The organism is Myroides sp. WP-1 (assembly GCF_014145635.1).
Taxonomy (GTDB): Bacteria; Bacteroidota; Bacteroidia; order Flavobacteriales; family Flavobacteriaceae; genus Flavobacterium.
Genome location: NZ_JACHTC010000004.1, coordinates 1 through 16,238, shown reverse-complemented (window position 1 = coordinate 16,238; position 16,238 = coordinate 1). Strand labels below are relative to the sequence as shown.

The following is a 16,238-nucleotide window of genomic DNA, read 5'->3' as shown; positions in this document are numbered from 1 at the left end:
TACCAAAAAAGCGAAAGAAATTCTTTCGCTTTTTTTATTATAGGCCTTTTTTCTTTGTCTTGTATGGTTTAAAGAGTTTTCTTACACTCACAATTTCTGCATTACTCCTTATTTTCTACTTCTTGGATGATAAGTATCCATGACACCTTTTAACTTTTCGCGGCTTATATGCGTATATATTTCCGTGGTTAGGATAGATTCATGTCCCAACATTAATTGAATCATGCGAATATCTGCACCATTTTCTAATAAGTAGGTCGCAAATGAATGTCGAAAGCTATGTGGACTTATGTTTTTTTGAATATTAGCTGCTTTAGCTGCTTGCTTAACAATAGTAAAAATCATCGCCCTAGTTAAGCGTCCTCCTCTTCGATTCAGGAATACAACATCACTATCTTCTTTCTTTACATTCATATGATCGCGTATGCTGCTCTTATAAAGCACTACCCATTGCATGGTAGTTGGATCTATGGGTACAAATCGATGCTTACTTCCCTTTCCAATAACACGAATAAATCCTTCCTCAAAAAACAAATCACTCAAGCGCAGGTTAACCAATTCACTAACGCGCAATCCGCAGCTGTAAAGCAATTCTAGCATTACTTTGTTTCGATAGCCCTCTGAAGTGGATTGATCTAAAGTCGCAATCATTGCATCTATTTCTTCAACCGCTAGAACTTCAGGGAGTTTACGTCCTAATTTTGGAATTTCCAATAAATCTGTAGGAGCCTTTTCTATTTGCCCATCAACAATCAAAAAAGTAAAGAAACTCTTTAACCCTGAAATAATACGCGCCTGAGATGTCGGCGCTAATAGAGTAGAAATCTGATACACAAACTCATTGACATGTTCCGCAGTAACCTCTTTAGGTGTTATATCTACCGCACTATAGCTCAAAAACCGAACAAACTTGAGTAAATCTAATTCGTAACTTTCAATAGAGTTTTCTGCCAAGCCGCGTTCTAACTTTAAGTAATAGATATAAGATTGAAGGGTATTTTGCCAGTTTGTAGTACTCATTTTTGTGTTGTGCTTTTGTTCAAAGATAAAAAAAAGAGCTTCAAACTGAAGCTCTTTTATATAATCTATTATTTACCGTTCTGTGATTAGAATTTGTAAACTAATCCGAATGTAGCGTTGTCAAAGAAGTTATTGAAAACGTTTAAGTTTGCTTCTGTTTCAGAAATTGTTCCCTGTTTGTTTCCATCGATTTTGTGATCGTGGTTTCCGTAAGAGAATACATTACCTAATGTGAAAGCTACAGCTAATTTTTCAGTTAGGAAATAGTTAAATCCTAAATCGATACCTGCTTGAATACCTGTCATTTTGTTTTTAACAGCAGAGATTTCTTTTTGATCGTATCCAACACCTACTTCTGCGAAAGTTTTGAAACGGTTACCTAATTCTAAGAAGTAGTAACGCGCATATACTCCAGCATATAAGTTTGTAGCTACTCTATCACCGAAAACTTCTTGCTCTCCTTTACCAAAAGCTAAAGACGCTCCAACAGCAACTTTATCAGATAAGAAATATCCTACTTTCGGGTTGAATTTGTACGTAGTGATTTTGTCTTTGTTTCCAGAATCAGAATTTTTATTCACTTTATCAGAAATTTGGAAACTTCCTTCAATCATGATGTTTCCTTCTTGGAATCCAAAAGTTGGTTTTTCTTTTTCTTGAGCGTTAGCTGTGAATCCAAAAGCAGCAACAGCTACTAACGATAGTACTAATTTTTTCATATTCATTAATTTTTTTCTATTAACTGAGAACGAAATTACAGCATCTCACCCCAAAACAGCGTTTATTTAATAAAAATATAACATTAAAGAAACCTTAGATATTTAAATTTTTAACATGGTATTGTAAATCAATTAGTTATTACGTTAGTACAATTTGTTAATATTTACTTAATTTATGTATTTTCATCAATAAAAAACAGCTAAATATCCTAACAACCACAGAATGAGAGGAAACTCAAAAAATGGAGTCACAAATATTCATATCACCTTTGTTTAATCAACCTAATATTAAATATCTTTGTTTTATTGTTCCACTAAATTAAAATCATGAAAATACTAATACTCAATGGTCCAAACCTAAATTTATTAGGTAGAAGAGAGCCTGAAATTTATGGAGATAAGAGTTTCGACACGTATTTTGAGCAATTGCAAGTAATGTTCCCAAACGTTGAACTTGTTTATTTTCAATCTAATATTGAGGGGGTTTTACTTGATAAATTACACGAAGTAGGTTTTAGCTATGCTGGTATTGTTTTTAATGCAGGGGCATATACACATACTTCTATAGCACTTGGTGATGCCATTTCGGCTATTACAACACCGGTTATTGAGGTTCATATTTCCAACACACATGCACGTGAGTCTTTTCGCAAAGAATCTAAACTAGCGGCTGCTTGTCGAGGAGTTATACTCGGTTTTGGTTTAAAAAGTTATGAACTAGCCTTGCGTGCTTTGGTAGATTAATGAATAACATTGTAAAAAAGATTGTTTCCACTTTTGTGTTCCTCCTAGTATTCATATTAGGAGCCAATAGCTATGGGCAAACCATAACAGGAAGGGTGTTGACGGAACAACAAACTCCTGTAGCAAATTGCTTGGTTTTTATTCCTGGGAGTATCCAACATACACGCACAGATAACGATGGTTTTTTTACAATTACATGGAACAAGAAACTTCCTCTTTACTTGCAAAAAGAGGGTTTTGAAAATGAAAAAGTAAAGTATAAAGATGTAAGTGATACCTTTATCATTCAATTGCGTTCGTTAGATAAACGCAACATCCTTTATACTGAGCAACAGGATTATTACGCCTCCTATTTGCTTTCTTTGGTTTATGACAACTTTACAAAGCGTACGGATAACTATCAAGTTTCTTATTATGCAAAAGGTGATTTACAACTCAATACTCAACGAGCTTCTTATTTAGGACAAAAGCGCAAAGATTTGGATCCTGCTTTGGATATTGATAGCGAACAAGAAGGCAATTTTATTTATCTAAGCGAAATTCACTCTGACTTAGATTATCGAGATAAACTCATTAGCAAAGAAACAGTTCATGCGTTGCAACAAAGAGGAAATTCGAAAGATCTACTATTTTTAACGGGTACAGACAACGACTTTAATATTTTTAGTTCTGAGGTATCCAAGCAAATTACGGTTGTTTCTCCTCTTCTTCCCTATGCTAATTCATACTATTTCTTTGATATTATTTCGGAAGAAACTAGTGGTGATGAGACATTGTATCGCGTGTATTTTACTCCCAAACGCGATCGAGAACCTATTATGGAAGGCTATATTGAGTTTACGAGTAAAAATTGGCAGGTTTTGTCTTTCTATGCTAAAATGCATGGGAATAATGTCAATTTAAAAAACATCAACAACCTACAAATAAAACAAACCTATCAGTATGCACCTTCTTTAGATGCTCATGTAAAGGCTTCGCAAACACTCGTATTTGACGGAAAATTTATTGTTTTTGATTTCACTGGTAAATTTGAAAGTAGTTTTTCTAAGTATACAGAAAAACCGGCCGATTTAATGGAGAACAAAACAAATGAGTATTTGACTTTTATCGAGGATTACAACAACAAGGAGGAAGAAAAATTAGCATCGATTCGCCCTTTTAACTTGACAAAAGGAGAGAAAAAATACTTTGATCAAAAATCAATCTTTCTTACAGACAATACCAAGAGTATATTAGATTCTATCGACAAGCGAACAAATAACTTTACTGTTTTTAAATTAATCAAGGGATATAAATACGTTAATTCTTATAAAAACACAACCTATAGCTATCATGGATTGCTATCAACTTTTGCTTTTAATGCTGTACAGGGATTCAATATAACATCGGGTATTGATTTTACTAAGTTGCGTATGGATAATGCTGCAACATCGTATGGGATGAATGTAAGTTATGGGGTCAGTGAGAATAAATTTCGCTTTTCGGGTTATGCTTCCCATGTTTTTAATCAGCAAGATTATACGACTATTCGTCTGGAGGCAGGAGAAACTATTGAACAGTTCAACCAAGATGATCCGATTAAAAAACCCATAAACTCTTTTGCTTCTGCTTGGTTTGGGAAGAACTATGCAAAATACTTTCAGAAGAAATTTATTGCTTTTCACTATAGTCAATATGCTTTTACGAATTTCAAGTTTGAAGGGCAACTTTCCTATGCGTATCGAAAAAATTTATATAACAGCGTTCAAAATCCTCCTTTTGTACCTACTTTAGAATTTACTTCCAACAATCCTTTAGATCCGACTGACTTTGATTCACCTTCTTTTGAAAACAATGGTGTTGTTAAGTTACAAATGAATGTTCAAGTGGTATTTGATCAGAAAACGATCAGTTATCCCAATAAGAAACAGTACCTACAGCAATCTAAATATCCTATTTTGGAGGTTCATCTTGAAAAAGCGTTAAACACCACGAATCGACATTTTAGTTATACGTTTGGATCCATCGCTACCAAATATCAAAACAATATTGGTAATTTTGGTGAATTGTACACGGGTATTTCCATGGGTCAATTCTTTGAGCAGAACAAAATTCCGTTTACAGATTACAAGCATTTTAATGGTAATCAAACGTTTATCGGTTCATCCGCGATTTACGACAAGCAGTTTAATCTACTGCCCTACTATGCATATAGTACAAATAAATCGTACATTGAATTTCATATGGAACACGATTTTCGCGGATTTTTAATCAACAAGATCCCTCTATTAAACAAAACTCGCTATTCGGTCATTTTTGGTTTTCACCTCTTGCATACTCCTGATCAGCCTACCTACAAAGAATTTAGTTTAGGTTTAAACAACTTTGGTTTTGGCAAGTTTAGGCCCTTCCGAATTGATTACATTACTTCTTTCTCCGATCGAAAAACCAGTCACGGAGTTGTACTAGGAATAAAAATCCTCGATCTAATTCAGAAATAGAAGTGCGTTTTTGTTCGTTGTATTTGTGTTTTTTCAATCACTCAAAGAGCAATTGGCTTACTGATATTTCTTCAGGGCTAATTTCACTTTTGTTCCCGCTTGTACTTCAACAGGGTGATTAAAATAAAGTTCTCTATTGTTCTTAAAGCGTGCCCAAACGAGGTAACCATCTCCGCTAAAATAACTTTGTTGTACTTCAACATCTAAGACACCTTTTTGTTTAGAGATCATCAATTGGTGAGGATAAATCAATAGTACTTCATCTTCCTTTGTATCTGGATTAAAATCGGATACATACAATTCATTTACTTCACCAAACAAGGTAGCTACATATTTATCTGAAGGGTATTCGTACAAGTCTTGTGTATCTCCATAATCAACTACACGACCATCTTTGAGTACGATTGTTTCATCAGCAAAGCTCAATACATCCATACTATCGTGTGTAGCGACAATAACCGTGATATTTTGTTCTTTTAGGTAGCTAAATATTTTGCGTCTTAGCACGCTTCTTCTTGCGTAATCGATGTGACTAAAAGGTTCATCCAGGAGGAGTACTTCAGGTGCAACGGCTAAGGCACGAGCAATTGCAACACGTTGTTGTTGTCCTCCGCTTAACAATTTAACTTTCACATCGGCGAATGCAGTCATATCTATTAGCTCTAACAGTTCCGCAATTTTAGCCTTCTTTTTTTCTAAGTTAAAGTTAGATAAGTATTTTCCGATATTTTCGGCCACAGACGTGTGCGGCATAAGATCGAAATCTTGGGCTAAATAGCGCATATTTTCCATACCTGGCACCAAATTATAGGCAGGTCCAAGAACTTGCTTATCTTTCCAAAAGATCTCCCCTTGATCTAAATCGTGTAATCCGTAAATTAACTTTAAAAGAGTACTTTTTCCGCATCCACTTTCTCCTAATAAGGCTACGTGTTTTCCTTTTTCAATAACTAAGTCTATGGCGTCTATAACGGTATAATTGGCTGTATAACTAAACGATATATTTTTTAATAAAAGCATGTCGAGGTTTTAAAGTACAAAGATAAAAATATCTAATGATGCGTTCAATTAAATTCAAATAAAGGCAGAAAAAATAACAGATAAAAAAAGGGATAAAACACAAGTGTCTTATCCCTAATTTATTATGTTTACAAAGCTTCACCTAATCTTCAACAAAAAGTGTTGATTTTATGGAGCTAAGTCACGTTATTCTTTTGAAGCTAAATAGCGTTCTGCGTCTAAAGCAGCAATACATCCAGATCCAGCAGCTGTAATGGCTTGTCTGTAGTCTTTATCTTGAACGTCACCGCAAGCAAATACGCCTTCTACATTTGTTTTACTCGTTTTTCCTTCTGTGATTAAATACCCTGTTTCGTCCATTGTCAACTGACCTTGGAAGATATCCGTATTGGGTTTATGTCCAATAGCGACGAAGAATCCAGTAGCAGGTATATCTGTTTCTACGCCTGTATCGTTATTTTTTACTTTGATTCCCGTTACTACATTTCCGTCCCCAAGTACTTCAACCGTACTCGTATTCATCAATATTTCTATGTTTTCTGTATTGCGTACTCGATCTTCCATAATTTTAGAAGCTCTAAACTTATCACTACGCACTAACATGGTTACTTTTTTACAAAGTTTAGAAAGATAGTGTGCTTCTTCACAAGCTGAATCACCTGCTCCTACGATCACAACCTCTTGATTTCTATAGAAGAATCCATCACATACTGCACAAGCAGAAACTCCACCTCCTAGGCTTAAGTAATGTTGTTCTGATGGCAATCCTAAATATTTAGCAGTTGCTCCTGTAGAGATAATCACTGTATCTGCGTGAACTTCAGTTGTTTCATTCACCCACACTTTTTTTACTGCTCCACTTAAGTCAACTTTTGTGACCCAACCGTCTCTTACGTCTGTTCCAAAGCGTTTTGCTTGTGCTTCTAATTGAAGCATCATTTCAGGTCCAGTAACTCCATCAGGATATCCTGGGAAGTTTTCTACATCATTTGTTGTTGTTAACTGTCCACCTGGCTGTAATCCTTGGTATAATACAGGTGCCATATTCGCTCTAGCAGCATAAATTGCAGCGGTATATCCCGCAGGTCCTGATCCAATAATTAAACACTTTGTTCTTTCTATCGTTGACATAATACTTTTTTTAATAATTGTAGAAACAAAAATACCCTTTTTCCGTGCTTTTCAAAGCACTTTTATAAAGAAATAACTTATTTCTATATAAGGAATTTCTATTTCTTTCCCTATCAAACACAGCAACCTTGTTTTTGTGGGTAGATCAACTCACGTTGCTTATGAGGTAGAATTTCCACTATTTTTACTAAAAAAATCTTGAGTTCGCTTAAAACTTTCATAGTTCCTAAACCCACAGGACAACACAATATCTTCTTGTGTTTTTTGTGTATTGCCTAAAGAAGCTTGTAAGGCTAAGTATTCAAGATATCTACAGTGATTAATGTACTGCGAAAAGTTCATCTTGTAAGTTGTATTAATAAACTGAGACAAATAGCTTCTATTCGTCATCAAGTCATATAGTAAATCCGTAATTTTCAATTGCGGATTTAAATAAGGCTTTTTATTCACGATATATTGTTCAAATGTCTGTTTGTCAATGAACAATTCTTTTTCTTTTTTCTTTTTCAAATCTGTTGTGGTTATATTTTCTTCAAGTATATCTTCTGTTACAAGGGCGAAGTTTTCACAAAAAATATTGTAGCAAAGACTAATAGCGAAGAACATGAAAAAAAAATTGGGGATAACTTGTCCAAAAACCAGATTATCTTTTACTACAGGAACAATATGGAGTACCATAGTTCCTGGTAATAATAGAAAACCAAGTACAAAAATAGGATACAGCCACAATAAGGAATCTTGCTCTTCATTAGAAGAATAGTTGCTTATATTTTTTCGATACTGCATTAGTCGAGATAAGGATAACAATAGATACACGATATTATAGAAACTCGCTATCAATGTATCGCTATAGGTTACAAAGAAGGAAAAGAAGATTTTTTCTAAAAATTGTACCGGAATAATTTCTCCTGTTCCTTCTTGATAGTAATAAAACACAATGCCAATAAGAAAACTGATGGCATAGTTAAAATAGTTGAATTGTTCAACCTTTTTCAGTCTTGTGAGTAAAAAAATGAAGTGATAAAATAAGGTTGGCATGAGTAATGCAGACAGAAACCTCAATCCTGCGACATAAGGTATATGCAACAAACTAAACACATCAAAAAAAGTTGTGCTAAAAAAAAAGATACAGATCGCATAAAAAAAGAGCGAAACTATAAGTACTTTTTTTACTGCTACATCAGCCACATCTCTAGCTAACTTCACTCCTAGTAAAATAAGACACAAAAAAGTTGAGAATACCGAGGCAGAGAAAGAAAGTCCCAAAAAAAGATTCTTGTAATCCATATTTTATACACCTTTTAAAACTGTTGTCTTTTTTCAGCATTGTGCAAGGCACGTAAATAATGCCTGTAGTCAGAAAAACCTGCTTTTATCACTAAGTTTTCAATGTTACTTTTTTTTTCAATTTGTAGTAAGTACTCTACTTCTTTTAACCTCCAATCATTGATAAACTGGCTTACAGTGCAGTTGTACGTTATATTAATAAACTTTGACACATAGGTTCGATTGACACCAAAATGAGTAACAATAGAATCTAATCGAAAGTTTTTATTTGTATAAGGTTTATTATTGGCAAAGTAGGTCACGATATCGTGTTGTGTCAATACATTATTTGCATTTTCATTGGGATAAACGAACGTTGTTTCCAATACATCATGATACAATCCTCCGGCTTGATCTACACAAATGATTTGTCCAGAAGACAACATTATGTTATTCTTATACCTTTGAGGAATTCTCATGTTATTTTTCTCTTGCAGTAAATTAAATGTAATTACTACATGTTGAAAAAAGAGCACAAGAACAAGCAAACAATAAATCCAAACACTTCGATCATAAAAAAAAAGCAGGATAGAAAAAGTTGTTTTCCCCAACAATAACAGGTGAATCCAACTGCATTGTTGTATACCTGCAATCAACTTTTTTTGATGATAGTTATACATTCGTCTCCAAAATAAAAAGGTGTAGTAAGCGACGCTTGAAATCACGCAAATACTTAAACTTTTAGCATATAGAAATTGAAAATCTAATGTTGTTCCTCCATTTGTATTAGATAGAATGAAGAAAAAGACATGAGACACAATACCCATAAAAAAGGCCTGTTTATAATGAAAATTATTAAATGTACTTTTTGTAGGCATAAAAAAGCAAACAAAATGGTAAAACAACACCTGAGATAACATGACCAGCAACATCATTAAAGGGAGGATATAAATTCGAATTGAGAATTGATCTTGCGTTAGTTTATCTAAAAACCAAAGAAGAATCAACACCCCATAGTATCCACCTAACGTTCGTAGAATTGGAATTTCTGTTTGAGACAAGTTCTTAAAAAAAACCACCAATAAAATAATTCCACCAGTCATGGAAGAAATCACGGGAATAGAAATTAAAATATATTTCAATAATTCCATTTCTCTCTTGTTTATATTTCTTACGTATCTCTTTCTTCACTACATCACTGCCATCATCACTATCCATCTAAAATTATTCACCTTTTTAACAGGATAGCGATTCCTGCCACTGAAAAACTTCTATAATTTCTTCCATTTTCAATTCAATACAATCCGTCCCTTTCATCACTTTAAAATGTGTATACTCTTTATTCACTTCTACTATTTTATAGTATTGAAATCCTTTATTCTGCACAAAAAACACGTAATGTTGCTGCTCTTCAACACTTGAAAGTGTTATTTTTTGACAAAACGCATAAATAAGTTGAGGATGATCATTACTATCAATTGACGTGTATAATTGAATAATAATATCAAAATTCACACTTTTTGGAAGGTAAATCTGTTTGAGTTTCTGCTGCTTAGTTTTAATGCTCAAATAGTATTCCAAATAATCATCAATGTAAATAATAGGAACATTAGCATAGTATTTCTCAATTGCTTTATTGGGATAGTTCGAATAAAACAACTCATTGAGGTCAATTTGATGTTGTTTACAGACCTCGATTATTTTTGCATAGCAAAGGGTATTTCTCTTTTTCCATGAAGAAATTGTGTTGGGTTTCAGATCAAATATTTGAGCTAATTTCTTGCTTGATTTAACACCTAATTGCACTTTGAGTTTGGTCAAAACATCGATTGAAGAACTCGTATTTTGATTTTCTTGTAGCACTTTATTTTTCATTGCTTAGTTTTACATATATTAATAATAACTTCCTTTTTTAAATGTCTTAAACTGTTTTATTTGTTAGATACATTACCTAGTTTCTCATCGATAAGAGAACTTGTGATTAACACAAGGAAAAGAGAAGGAAGATTTCATTTTTGGGGATAATGCCCATCATCTTACATTTAGCTCGATCTGTCTTATTTTTAAACTTCGCGAATAAAAGACAGCATTAATAGCGAATACTTCTCCTTTTCTCTCTAAGCAAAGAAATCACACTCCGTTCAAAGAGATATGTAAAAGTGTAAAAACATGAAAACAAATTCGTATTTATCTTTTTACTAGGGGTAAAACTTTTTACAAAAAAGACACAATCGATTACAATACAATCGATTAGTTTTTTTATTTTTCATAAAACCATTCCAAGGAGATTATTGAATTTACCATCCACTTTTTTAAATAGATGCATTTAAAAGTACAACGCTGCATTCCAAATCACTTATTTTCACGAATTAAAACTAATCACGAAGTGGTAGATTAGCGAAAAAAAGAACATACTTGTATTTTTTTCTTTATTGAAAAGAAATCAAACTTATTTTTTTGAAGACAATACAAGCAATAATTTACACTACATCTGCTGAATTTTTTACTCCTATCGCGTGTAAATCAAAGCAAAAGTTAGTGTGTTTTTTTAAAAAGCTCTGGTATATACAAAAAAAAAGAAGAATTAAAATTCTTCTTTTTTTCTAATTTCACTTTTTCCAGTAGGTCTCTATATCGACCTATATGTTGCGTTTTTCATGCGTTATCTGACACGATAGTTCTATTTATTTAACAAACTAAATAGTTGACGCAATGAAAAATCTCTACTATTTCTTTTGTACTAATTCTACTTACTTCTGCATTGTCTTTATATAAACCTATTTTGTTATTAACTTGATCAATTTCAACTACTTTAAATTTTTGAAATCCTTTATTTTTAAGTAAAAAAACGTAGTTTTGATTAATCATGATATCTAAATGCTGCATTGTCTTGCAAAATGCATAAACTAGTTTGGCACTTCCCTGGTCATATACGGTCGTATACACTTGAATAACGATATCAAAATTCACCTGTTTAGGCAAATAAATTTGTTTGAGCTTTTTAGGTTTCGATTGCATACTCAGATAGTACTCAAGATAGTCTTCAATATAAATAATGGGGATATTTTTGTAACTTTTATCGATAGACATATTTTGATAATCGCTAAAAAACAATTCATTCAAATCTAAGTTGTGTTGATGGCAAACTTCAATAACCTTGGCATAGCACATCGTATTCCTTTTTTTCCAAGATGATATAGTATTAGGTTTTAAATTAAAAATAGCCGCTAATTCTTTGGCTGTCCTTACACCCAACAAAACTTTTAACTTCGTTAAAACTTCTGATGAAGAAGTTTGATTTTCCTGTTCTTCTAAAGTTATTTTCCTCATAGTAATTATTTTTTATTCAAATCATTTTAAAAATATGTTTCAGTGGATCATACAATTGTCTTACAATCTGATTTACAGCACTAAAAAGCATTTCTCCAACGGGGTTAAGGCGTTTTGCTGGAATAGAGAAACTATAAGTTTATTGTGAGCATGCAGTTTTATACAATTGATTTAAAAGCACTATAGATGAGCTTTTTAATCACTTTAAGCAAGTAAAAAAGAAGTTTGCCCAAAAAAATGGGCAAAACTTCATGGAAACAACAGATTAACTTTTCATTCTAGCTTTGTAGTGTATTCTTTATCCTGGTTTTTAGCTATGATAAGCGACTCCTTCTGCAATCATGGGATCTGACTCACTCTTCCATCGCTAATAGCATCCACCTGTATATCAACTAGATTGCCTAAATTTCAATGCAATCTCCTACAATTCTATCAAATAAATACGTTAAACTCTTTGCTGTCTAGCCCTACTTTTTTTCTGGCTATTCATTCACAAAAACAAAATCAATCTCAACACCAGATTGAGTATATAAAAAGGGGATAAACGATGGGTATTATTTCATTCAAAAAAATACAGCAACACATAATTTGGAAACCTAATTCACTCTATACAAACCAATTAAACTACATAAAAAAGTAGATCGACTCTTTTCTCTATTCCAAAAAAGCATTACTGTATCTTTTTATTTTACTGTTTATCTAATGATTAATTCTTTTATTACGTTAATTCATCCTTCTCTTAAAAGGATATTTTTACTAAAACCTGCTTGATCTGTATTCTCTTTTTTAATCCTGGCACTTTTTTAAGTACTCAAAAGGCGTACAACCCAATACTTGTTTAAAGCTTTTAAAGAAAGAGGTTTTAGAATTGAAGGCGCTTTCTAAAAACAAGTCATTCACACTTAGTTTTTCTTTTTTGTTACAGTCGTTGATATATTGAACGACATGATCAATTCTCAGTTTATTAATGTATTCTCTAAAATTCATTTGATGAACGACGTGAAAATACTGCGCTAAATAATACCTTGATATTTTGGTCCGTGCAGTTAAATCAGTCATTTTAAAATTGGCATCCAAAAAGGCTTTATTGTCGATAATAATATCTTTAACTTTTAAATTGCACCGTTGCAAAACAATTTCATTTAATTTCGTTTGTCCATATTTAATGTACTCGAATTCCTTTTCTTCTTCTGAATCATCTTCATTGGCTTTTTCCCATTCTTCTTCTATCTGTTCCATTTCTCTGCGTTGATTCGCTTGAAATGTATTTTCATCTTCTATATTTTTTCTTAGAAACGCCAAAGAAACATACCATAGAAATAGAAATAGTAATCCCGATAATTTTACATCTTGTGATAAGCTAAAAAAGAACAAGACTAAAACAAAACTTAGACTTATATACAACCACTTACTTGAATTTTTCACTTCTCTTTGTGATTGTTTTCTTTGATTTTCTGCGTTTATTTTCGTCCATTTTCGCCCTAAACTAATGCCGTAGTATAGAAAGGACAGCACTAAAATACCTCCGATAACTTCCGTTACATAAAGTAGATCCTGTTTCATAAAGCTGATAAAAGTACAACTAATGAATACACACATCATACTGTAAAAATCACCCAAAAACGCACTATCTTCTTGTTGGTTTACTTTGGTTCTCCAGGTTGCTAATATCAAGTTGATATAAGGTCCATAAAATAGAAACATCAATCCCCAAATTGGAAAATGAGTCATTTGATTGACTAGCTTATTTTCAACAATCAATAAGACAAGCTGAATGAGAACAAAATAACAAAACCAAGTAATTGTTTTATTAACGACGCGTTTGCTGGTTGGTACGCGCTTAAAGCAAGCTGTAAGTATTTCGTAAAAAACGATTGGTAACAACACAATAAGAAATATATTTTGTAGGGGCATATTAATCGGATTTAAAACAAACAATGTTTTTCAACTTATTCACATAAGTATAAACTATCTTTCTCACATTCAATCTTACCACAATCTCTCTAACATTTTTCCTCTTTGTCTTTGAAATGTGAGTATATAACATTGATCCATATTCAAAAGAAGGAGGGGTGCAAAAAACAGTTCCAAAACTATGTTTAGGTTGACTCTAAACTACTTCCTTTAAAAAAAAATATTCAACCCAACTACTATGACATTTAAGACTACTTACTTTTCATTCATTCATTTAATTTTGAACCTATGTTTTTTGCTACCTCCTAACAAGAGGCTCCTTATATAAGGAGCACTCCACATTTTGGTTGTGTATTTTACATCGCACAGCTCGATGATATAAAAAAAATTGTTTTCTCTTTTATTCTATTTTGCCAACACTATAAACTCACTTCGACGGTTTTCTTGGTGTTCTGCATCACTACAGCGAACGCCATTGCTACAGCGGTTTAGGAGTTTGGTTTCTCCATAACCGCGTCCTGTTAAACGATTTGAAGCTATTCCTTGTAGCACCATCCAATCAATCGTTGACTTCGCTCGACGATCCGATAAACTCAAATTGTATGAATCTTTTCCTTTGCTATCGGTATGTGAACGCACATCTACTTTCAAGCTAGGGTATTTCTTCATGAGCTCTACCACCTTCATCAACTCAATCGAAGCATCATAGCGAATATCAGACTTGTCAAAATCAAAGTAAATTGGCTTTAAGTTTAATGTCTTGAATAAATCGTCATTAACTTCAATAGGAATTTCAGGTGTTTCTAATCCGATATCGACCTTTTTTACTCCAGGGGTATTTTCGGTATTTAAAGAAATTACTTCTGTTGGGTTATACGACTCTGCCTCTGCTTTGATGCGATACTTAATTCCACAATCGAGGAGAGAACTCACATAATACCCTTTGCTGTTGGTACGCAGTGTTTCACTCTTTTGGTAAACTGCGTCAGAGATCACTACAAGCGCATTGGCTAACGGTGCTTTGGTTTGTTTGTCAAACACGATTCCTTCAATCGTTTGCTTGCAAGGTTTCTCTACCCAAAAATAAATGTCATCTGCTCCTCTGCCTCCTTCGCGATTTGAACTAACAAATCCTTTGTTTTCCTTGGCGTCGAGGTAAAATCCAAAATCGTCCATGTTACTGTTAATTGGTTCTCCCATATTAACCACCGGTCCTAAACTTCCATCGGGATACATGCGAGAAACAAAAACATCTAAACCTCCTAAGCCAGGGTGTCCATCAGAAGAAAAAAACAGCTGATTATCCGAAGATATAAACGGAAAACTCTCTCTACCTTCTGTATTGATATTCTTTCCTAAACTCTCCACAACCCCATATCCGCCGTTGTCATATAGAGCTACGCGAAATAGATCTGATTGCCCTATACTTCCCTTGCGATCCGAAGCGAAATACAACCACTTACCATCTGGTGTTAAAGCAGGATGGGCTGTATTAAAATCATCCGAATTAATCGGTAACTCCACCACCTGTCCCCACTGCCCATCTGCTTGTTTGACAGCCTTATATATTTTAAGTAAAGAGGTATGCTCTTTATTTTGCTTGCTCTTTCCATTGGAAGTTGCGTTATTTCGAGTAAAGTACATCGTCTTGCCATCTGAAGTAAATACACCTGTTGCCTCGTTGATGGTTGAATCATCCATAGCTAAGCGAACAGGCTCTCCAAATCCCTCCTTGTTCATTGGAGAACTATACAAACTTGTATAGCTTTCATTCGTCCAGGAGTGAATAGCACTTCCTTTTTCTTTGGCAGTTGCTCGGGCGGAGGTAAAGACAAAACTATTGCCTATAATTGTTCCGCCATAATCTGAGTATTCGCTATTTAAATTCAAGGCCTTGATCTCATAACGATCCGAATTGCGTGCAATTGTACGCAAGTAATCGCGGTTCTTGTTGAACAAAGCGGCGCGAGAATCTTCTTTCTCCAAGTTGTAAAACTGATCCATCATGTCTTGAGACTTGGTATAGTCTTTCATACTCTTAAGCGTTTGTGCATAGCGATAAAAATACTCAGAAGCCAATCGAGAGAGGTCCTTGTCTTGGTAATCTCCTTCAAAAAGTTCACGATACCACTTATTAGCTTCTACTAGCTTTCCATTGAAGTAATACGCATCTGCTAAGTTTTGTAACAAAGAAGTATTGACATATCCTTTGTTTGCTAATCCTTCGTATATCTCTATGGCATTGGCATATGCCAAGCGATCAAAATCGCGATCTCCTTGTTTTACTTTGCCAACTTGCCCATAACTCGTTGTAATTCCTCCTATAAATAGAAGCGCTACAAGTCCCATTTGTTGTATTCTTTTCTTCATAACTCCTTTTTTTAGAAGAACCTTGGCGCTGCTACGCGCTTAAAGCCGTTTAACAAATTAAAGCGAACAAAGATCTCGTGAGATCCTGAATTATAGCGAGACAACTTTGTCGTTTCTGCATCGTAGCTATACCCCACTAATATATTCTCTGTCACTTGAAATCCAACCAATCCACTTAGCGAAGCATCCCAGCGGTAAGCCGCTCCAACGGTAAATTTATCTCTAAACATAAAATTCGCACTCA

At 33.7% G+C, this 16,238-nt stretch carries 13 protein-coding genes; 2 read left to right on the top strand and 11 right to left on the bottom strand.

Translation table 11 applies throughout. The features are described 5' to 3' along the window. Positions 1 to 108: 108 nt before the first annotated feature. Together xerD and H4K33_RS05050 are read right to left on the bottom strand one after the other, a co-directional pair. Entirely contained in the window at positions 109 to 1,020 is a 912-nt protein-coding gene (gene xerD / locus H4K33_RS05055; protein WP_182647393.1) for a site-specific tyrosine recombinase XerD, read from the bottom strand. An 86-nt stretch (positions 1,021 to 1,106) separates the two neighbouring features. Continuing rightward, positions 1,107 to 1,739, bottom strand: coding sequence for an outer membrane beta-barrel protein (locus tag H4K33_RS05050; protein ID WP_182647392.1), 633 nt, complete (start codon positions 1,737 to 1,739; stop codon positions 1,107 to 1,109). A gap of 327 nt (positions 1,740 to 2,066) precedes the next feature. Between H4K33_RS05050 and aroQ the strand changes: the two genes are divergently transcribed. Then, the gene (gene aroQ / locus H4K33_RS05045) at positions 2,067 to 2,483 is read left to right on the top strand and encodes a type II 3-dehydroquinate dehydratase (RefSeq protein WP_182647391.1); all 417 of its coding nucleotides are present in this window, start codon (positions 2,067 to 2,069) and stop codon (positions 2,481 to 2,483) included. Further along, positions 2,483 to 4,963: a DUF5686 family protein gene (locus H4K33_RS05040; protein WP_182647390.1), complete on the top strand. Its 2,481-nt coding sequence runs from the start codon at positions 2,483 to 2,485 to the stop codon at positions 4,961 to 4,963. Before aroQ ends, H4K33_RS05040 begins: the two co-directional genes overlap by 1 nt. A 57-nt stretch (positions 4,964 to 5,020) precedes the next feature. Here the strand turns inward: H4K33_RS05040 and H4K33_RS05035 are convergent, their stop codons facing one another. The 9 genes from H4K33_RS05035 to H4K33_RS04995 form a co-directional block, all read right to left on the bottom strand. Next, on the bottom strand, positions 5,021 to 5,983 hold the full coding sequence (locus H4K33_RS05035) for an ABC transporter ATP-binding protein (RefSeq protein WP_182647389.1): 963 nt from the start codon (positions 5,981 to 5,983) through the stop codon (positions 5,021 to 5,023). 186 nt (positions 5,984 to 6,169) lie between these two features. Then, on the bottom strand, positions 6,170 to 7,114 hold the full coding sequence (gene trxB / locus H4K33_RS05030) for a thioredoxin-disulfide reductase (protein ID WP_182647388.1): 945 nt from the start codon (positions 7,112 to 7,114) through the stop codon (positions 6,170 to 6,172). A gap of 159 nt (positions 7,115 to 7,273) precedes the next feature. Further along, positions 7,274 to 8,401 carry a hypothetical protein gene (locus H4K33_RS05025; RefSeq protein WP_182647387.1) on the bottom strand — a complete coding sequence of 376 codons (1,128 nt, stop codon included), beginning with the start codon at positions 8,399 to 8,401 and terminating at the stop codon, positions 7,274 to 7,276. A 14-nt stretch (positions 8,402 to 8,415) separates the two neighbouring features. Then, positions 8,416 to 9,531: a helix-turn-helix transcriptional regulator gene (locus tag H4K33_RS05020; protein ID WP_182647386.1), complete on the bottom strand. Its 1,116-nt coding sequence runs from the start codon at positions 9,529 to 9,531 to the stop codon at positions 8,416 to 8,418. Positions 9,532 to 9,616: 85 nt separating this feature from the next. Beyond that, complete coding sequence (locus tag H4K33_RS05015) at positions 9,617 to 10,255, bottom strand: helix-turn-helix domain-containing protein (protein WP_182647385.1); 639 nt, start codon at positions 10,253 to 10,255, stop codon at positions 9,617 to 9,619. An 813-nt stretch (positions 10,256 to 11,068) separates the two neighbouring features. Continuing rightward, positions 11,069 to 11,710, bottom strand: a complete 642-nt coding sequence (locus H4K33_RS05010; RefSeq protein ID WP_182647384.1) for a helix-turn-helix domain-containing protein — start codon at positions 11,708 to 11,710, stop codon at positions 11,069 to 11,071. A 786-nt stretch (positions 11,711 to 12,496) separates the two neighbouring features. Continuing rightward, entirely contained in the window at positions 12,497 to 13,624 is a 1,128-nt protein-coding gene (locus H4K33_RS05005) for a helix-turn-helix domain-containing protein (protein ID WP_182647383.1), read from the bottom strand. Positions 13,625 to 14,029: 405 nt separating this feature from the next. Next, on the bottom strand, positions 14,030 to 15,994 hold the full coding sequence (locus H4K33_RS05000; protein ID WP_182647382.1) for an OmpA family protein: 1,965 nt from the start codon (positions 15,992 to 15,994) through the stop codon (positions 14,030 to 14,032). 11 nt (positions 15,995 to 16,005) lie between these two features. Beyond that, positions 16,006 to 16,238 (bottom strand): type IX secretion system membrane protein PorP/SprF (locus H4K33_RS04995; protein WP_182647381.1); only part of this gene is annotated, 233 nt, incomplete at its 5' end.

What these genes read in the sequence shown, in the direction of transcription:
- H4K33_RS05005 (WP_182647383.1), bottom strand. Translation starts at nt 13,624, where the DNA reads ATGCCCCTACAAAATATATTTCTTATTGTGTTGTTACCAATCGTTTTT.
- H4K33_RS05015 (WP_182647385.1), bottom strand. Translation starts at nt 10,255, where the DNA reads ATGAAAAATAAAGTGCTACAAGAAAATCAAAATACGAGTTCTTCAATC.
- H4K33_RS05050 (WP_182647392.1), bottom strand. Translation starts at nt 1,739, where the DNA reads ATGAAAAAATTAGTACTATCGTTAGTAGCTGTTGCTGCTTTTGGATTC.
- H4K33_RS05010 (WP_182647384.1), bottom strand. Translation starts at nt 11,710, where the DNA reads ATGAGGAAAATAACTTTAGAAGAACAGGAAAATCAAACTTCTTCATCA.
- H4K33_RS05040 (WP_182647390.1), top strand. Translation starts at nt 2,483, where the DNA reads ATGAATAACATTGTAAAAAAGATTGTTTCCACTTTTGTGTTCCTCCTA.
- aroQ (WP_182647391.1), top strand. Translation starts at nt 2,067, where the DNA reads ATGAAAATACTAATACTCAATGGTCCAAACCTAAATTTATTAGGTAGA.
- H4K33_RS05035 (WP_182647389.1), bottom strand. Translation starts at nt 5,983, where the DNA reads ATGCTTTTATTAAAAAATATATCGTTTAGTTATACAGCCAATTATACC.
- H4K33_RS05000 (WP_182647382.1), bottom strand. Translation starts at nt 15,994, where the DNA reads ATGAAGAAAAGAATACAACAAATGGGACTTGTAGCGCTTCTATTTATA.
- xerD (WP_182647393.1), bottom strand. Translation starts at nt 1,020, where the DNA reads ATGAGTACTACAAACTGGCAAAATACCCTTCAATCTTATATCTATTAC.
- H4K33_RS05020 (WP_182647386.1), bottom strand. Translation starts at nt 9,531, where the DNA reads ATGGAATTATTGAAATATATTTTAATTTCTATTCCCGTGATTTCTTCC.
- trxB (WP_182647388.1), bottom strand. Translation starts at nt 7,114, where the DNA reads ATGTCAACGATAGAAAGAACAAAGTGTTTAATTATTGGATCAGGACCT.
- H4K33_RS05025 (WP_182647387.1), bottom strand. Translation starts at nt 8,401, where the DNA reads ATGGATTACAAGAATCTTTTTTTGGGACTTTCTTTCTCTGCCTCGGTA.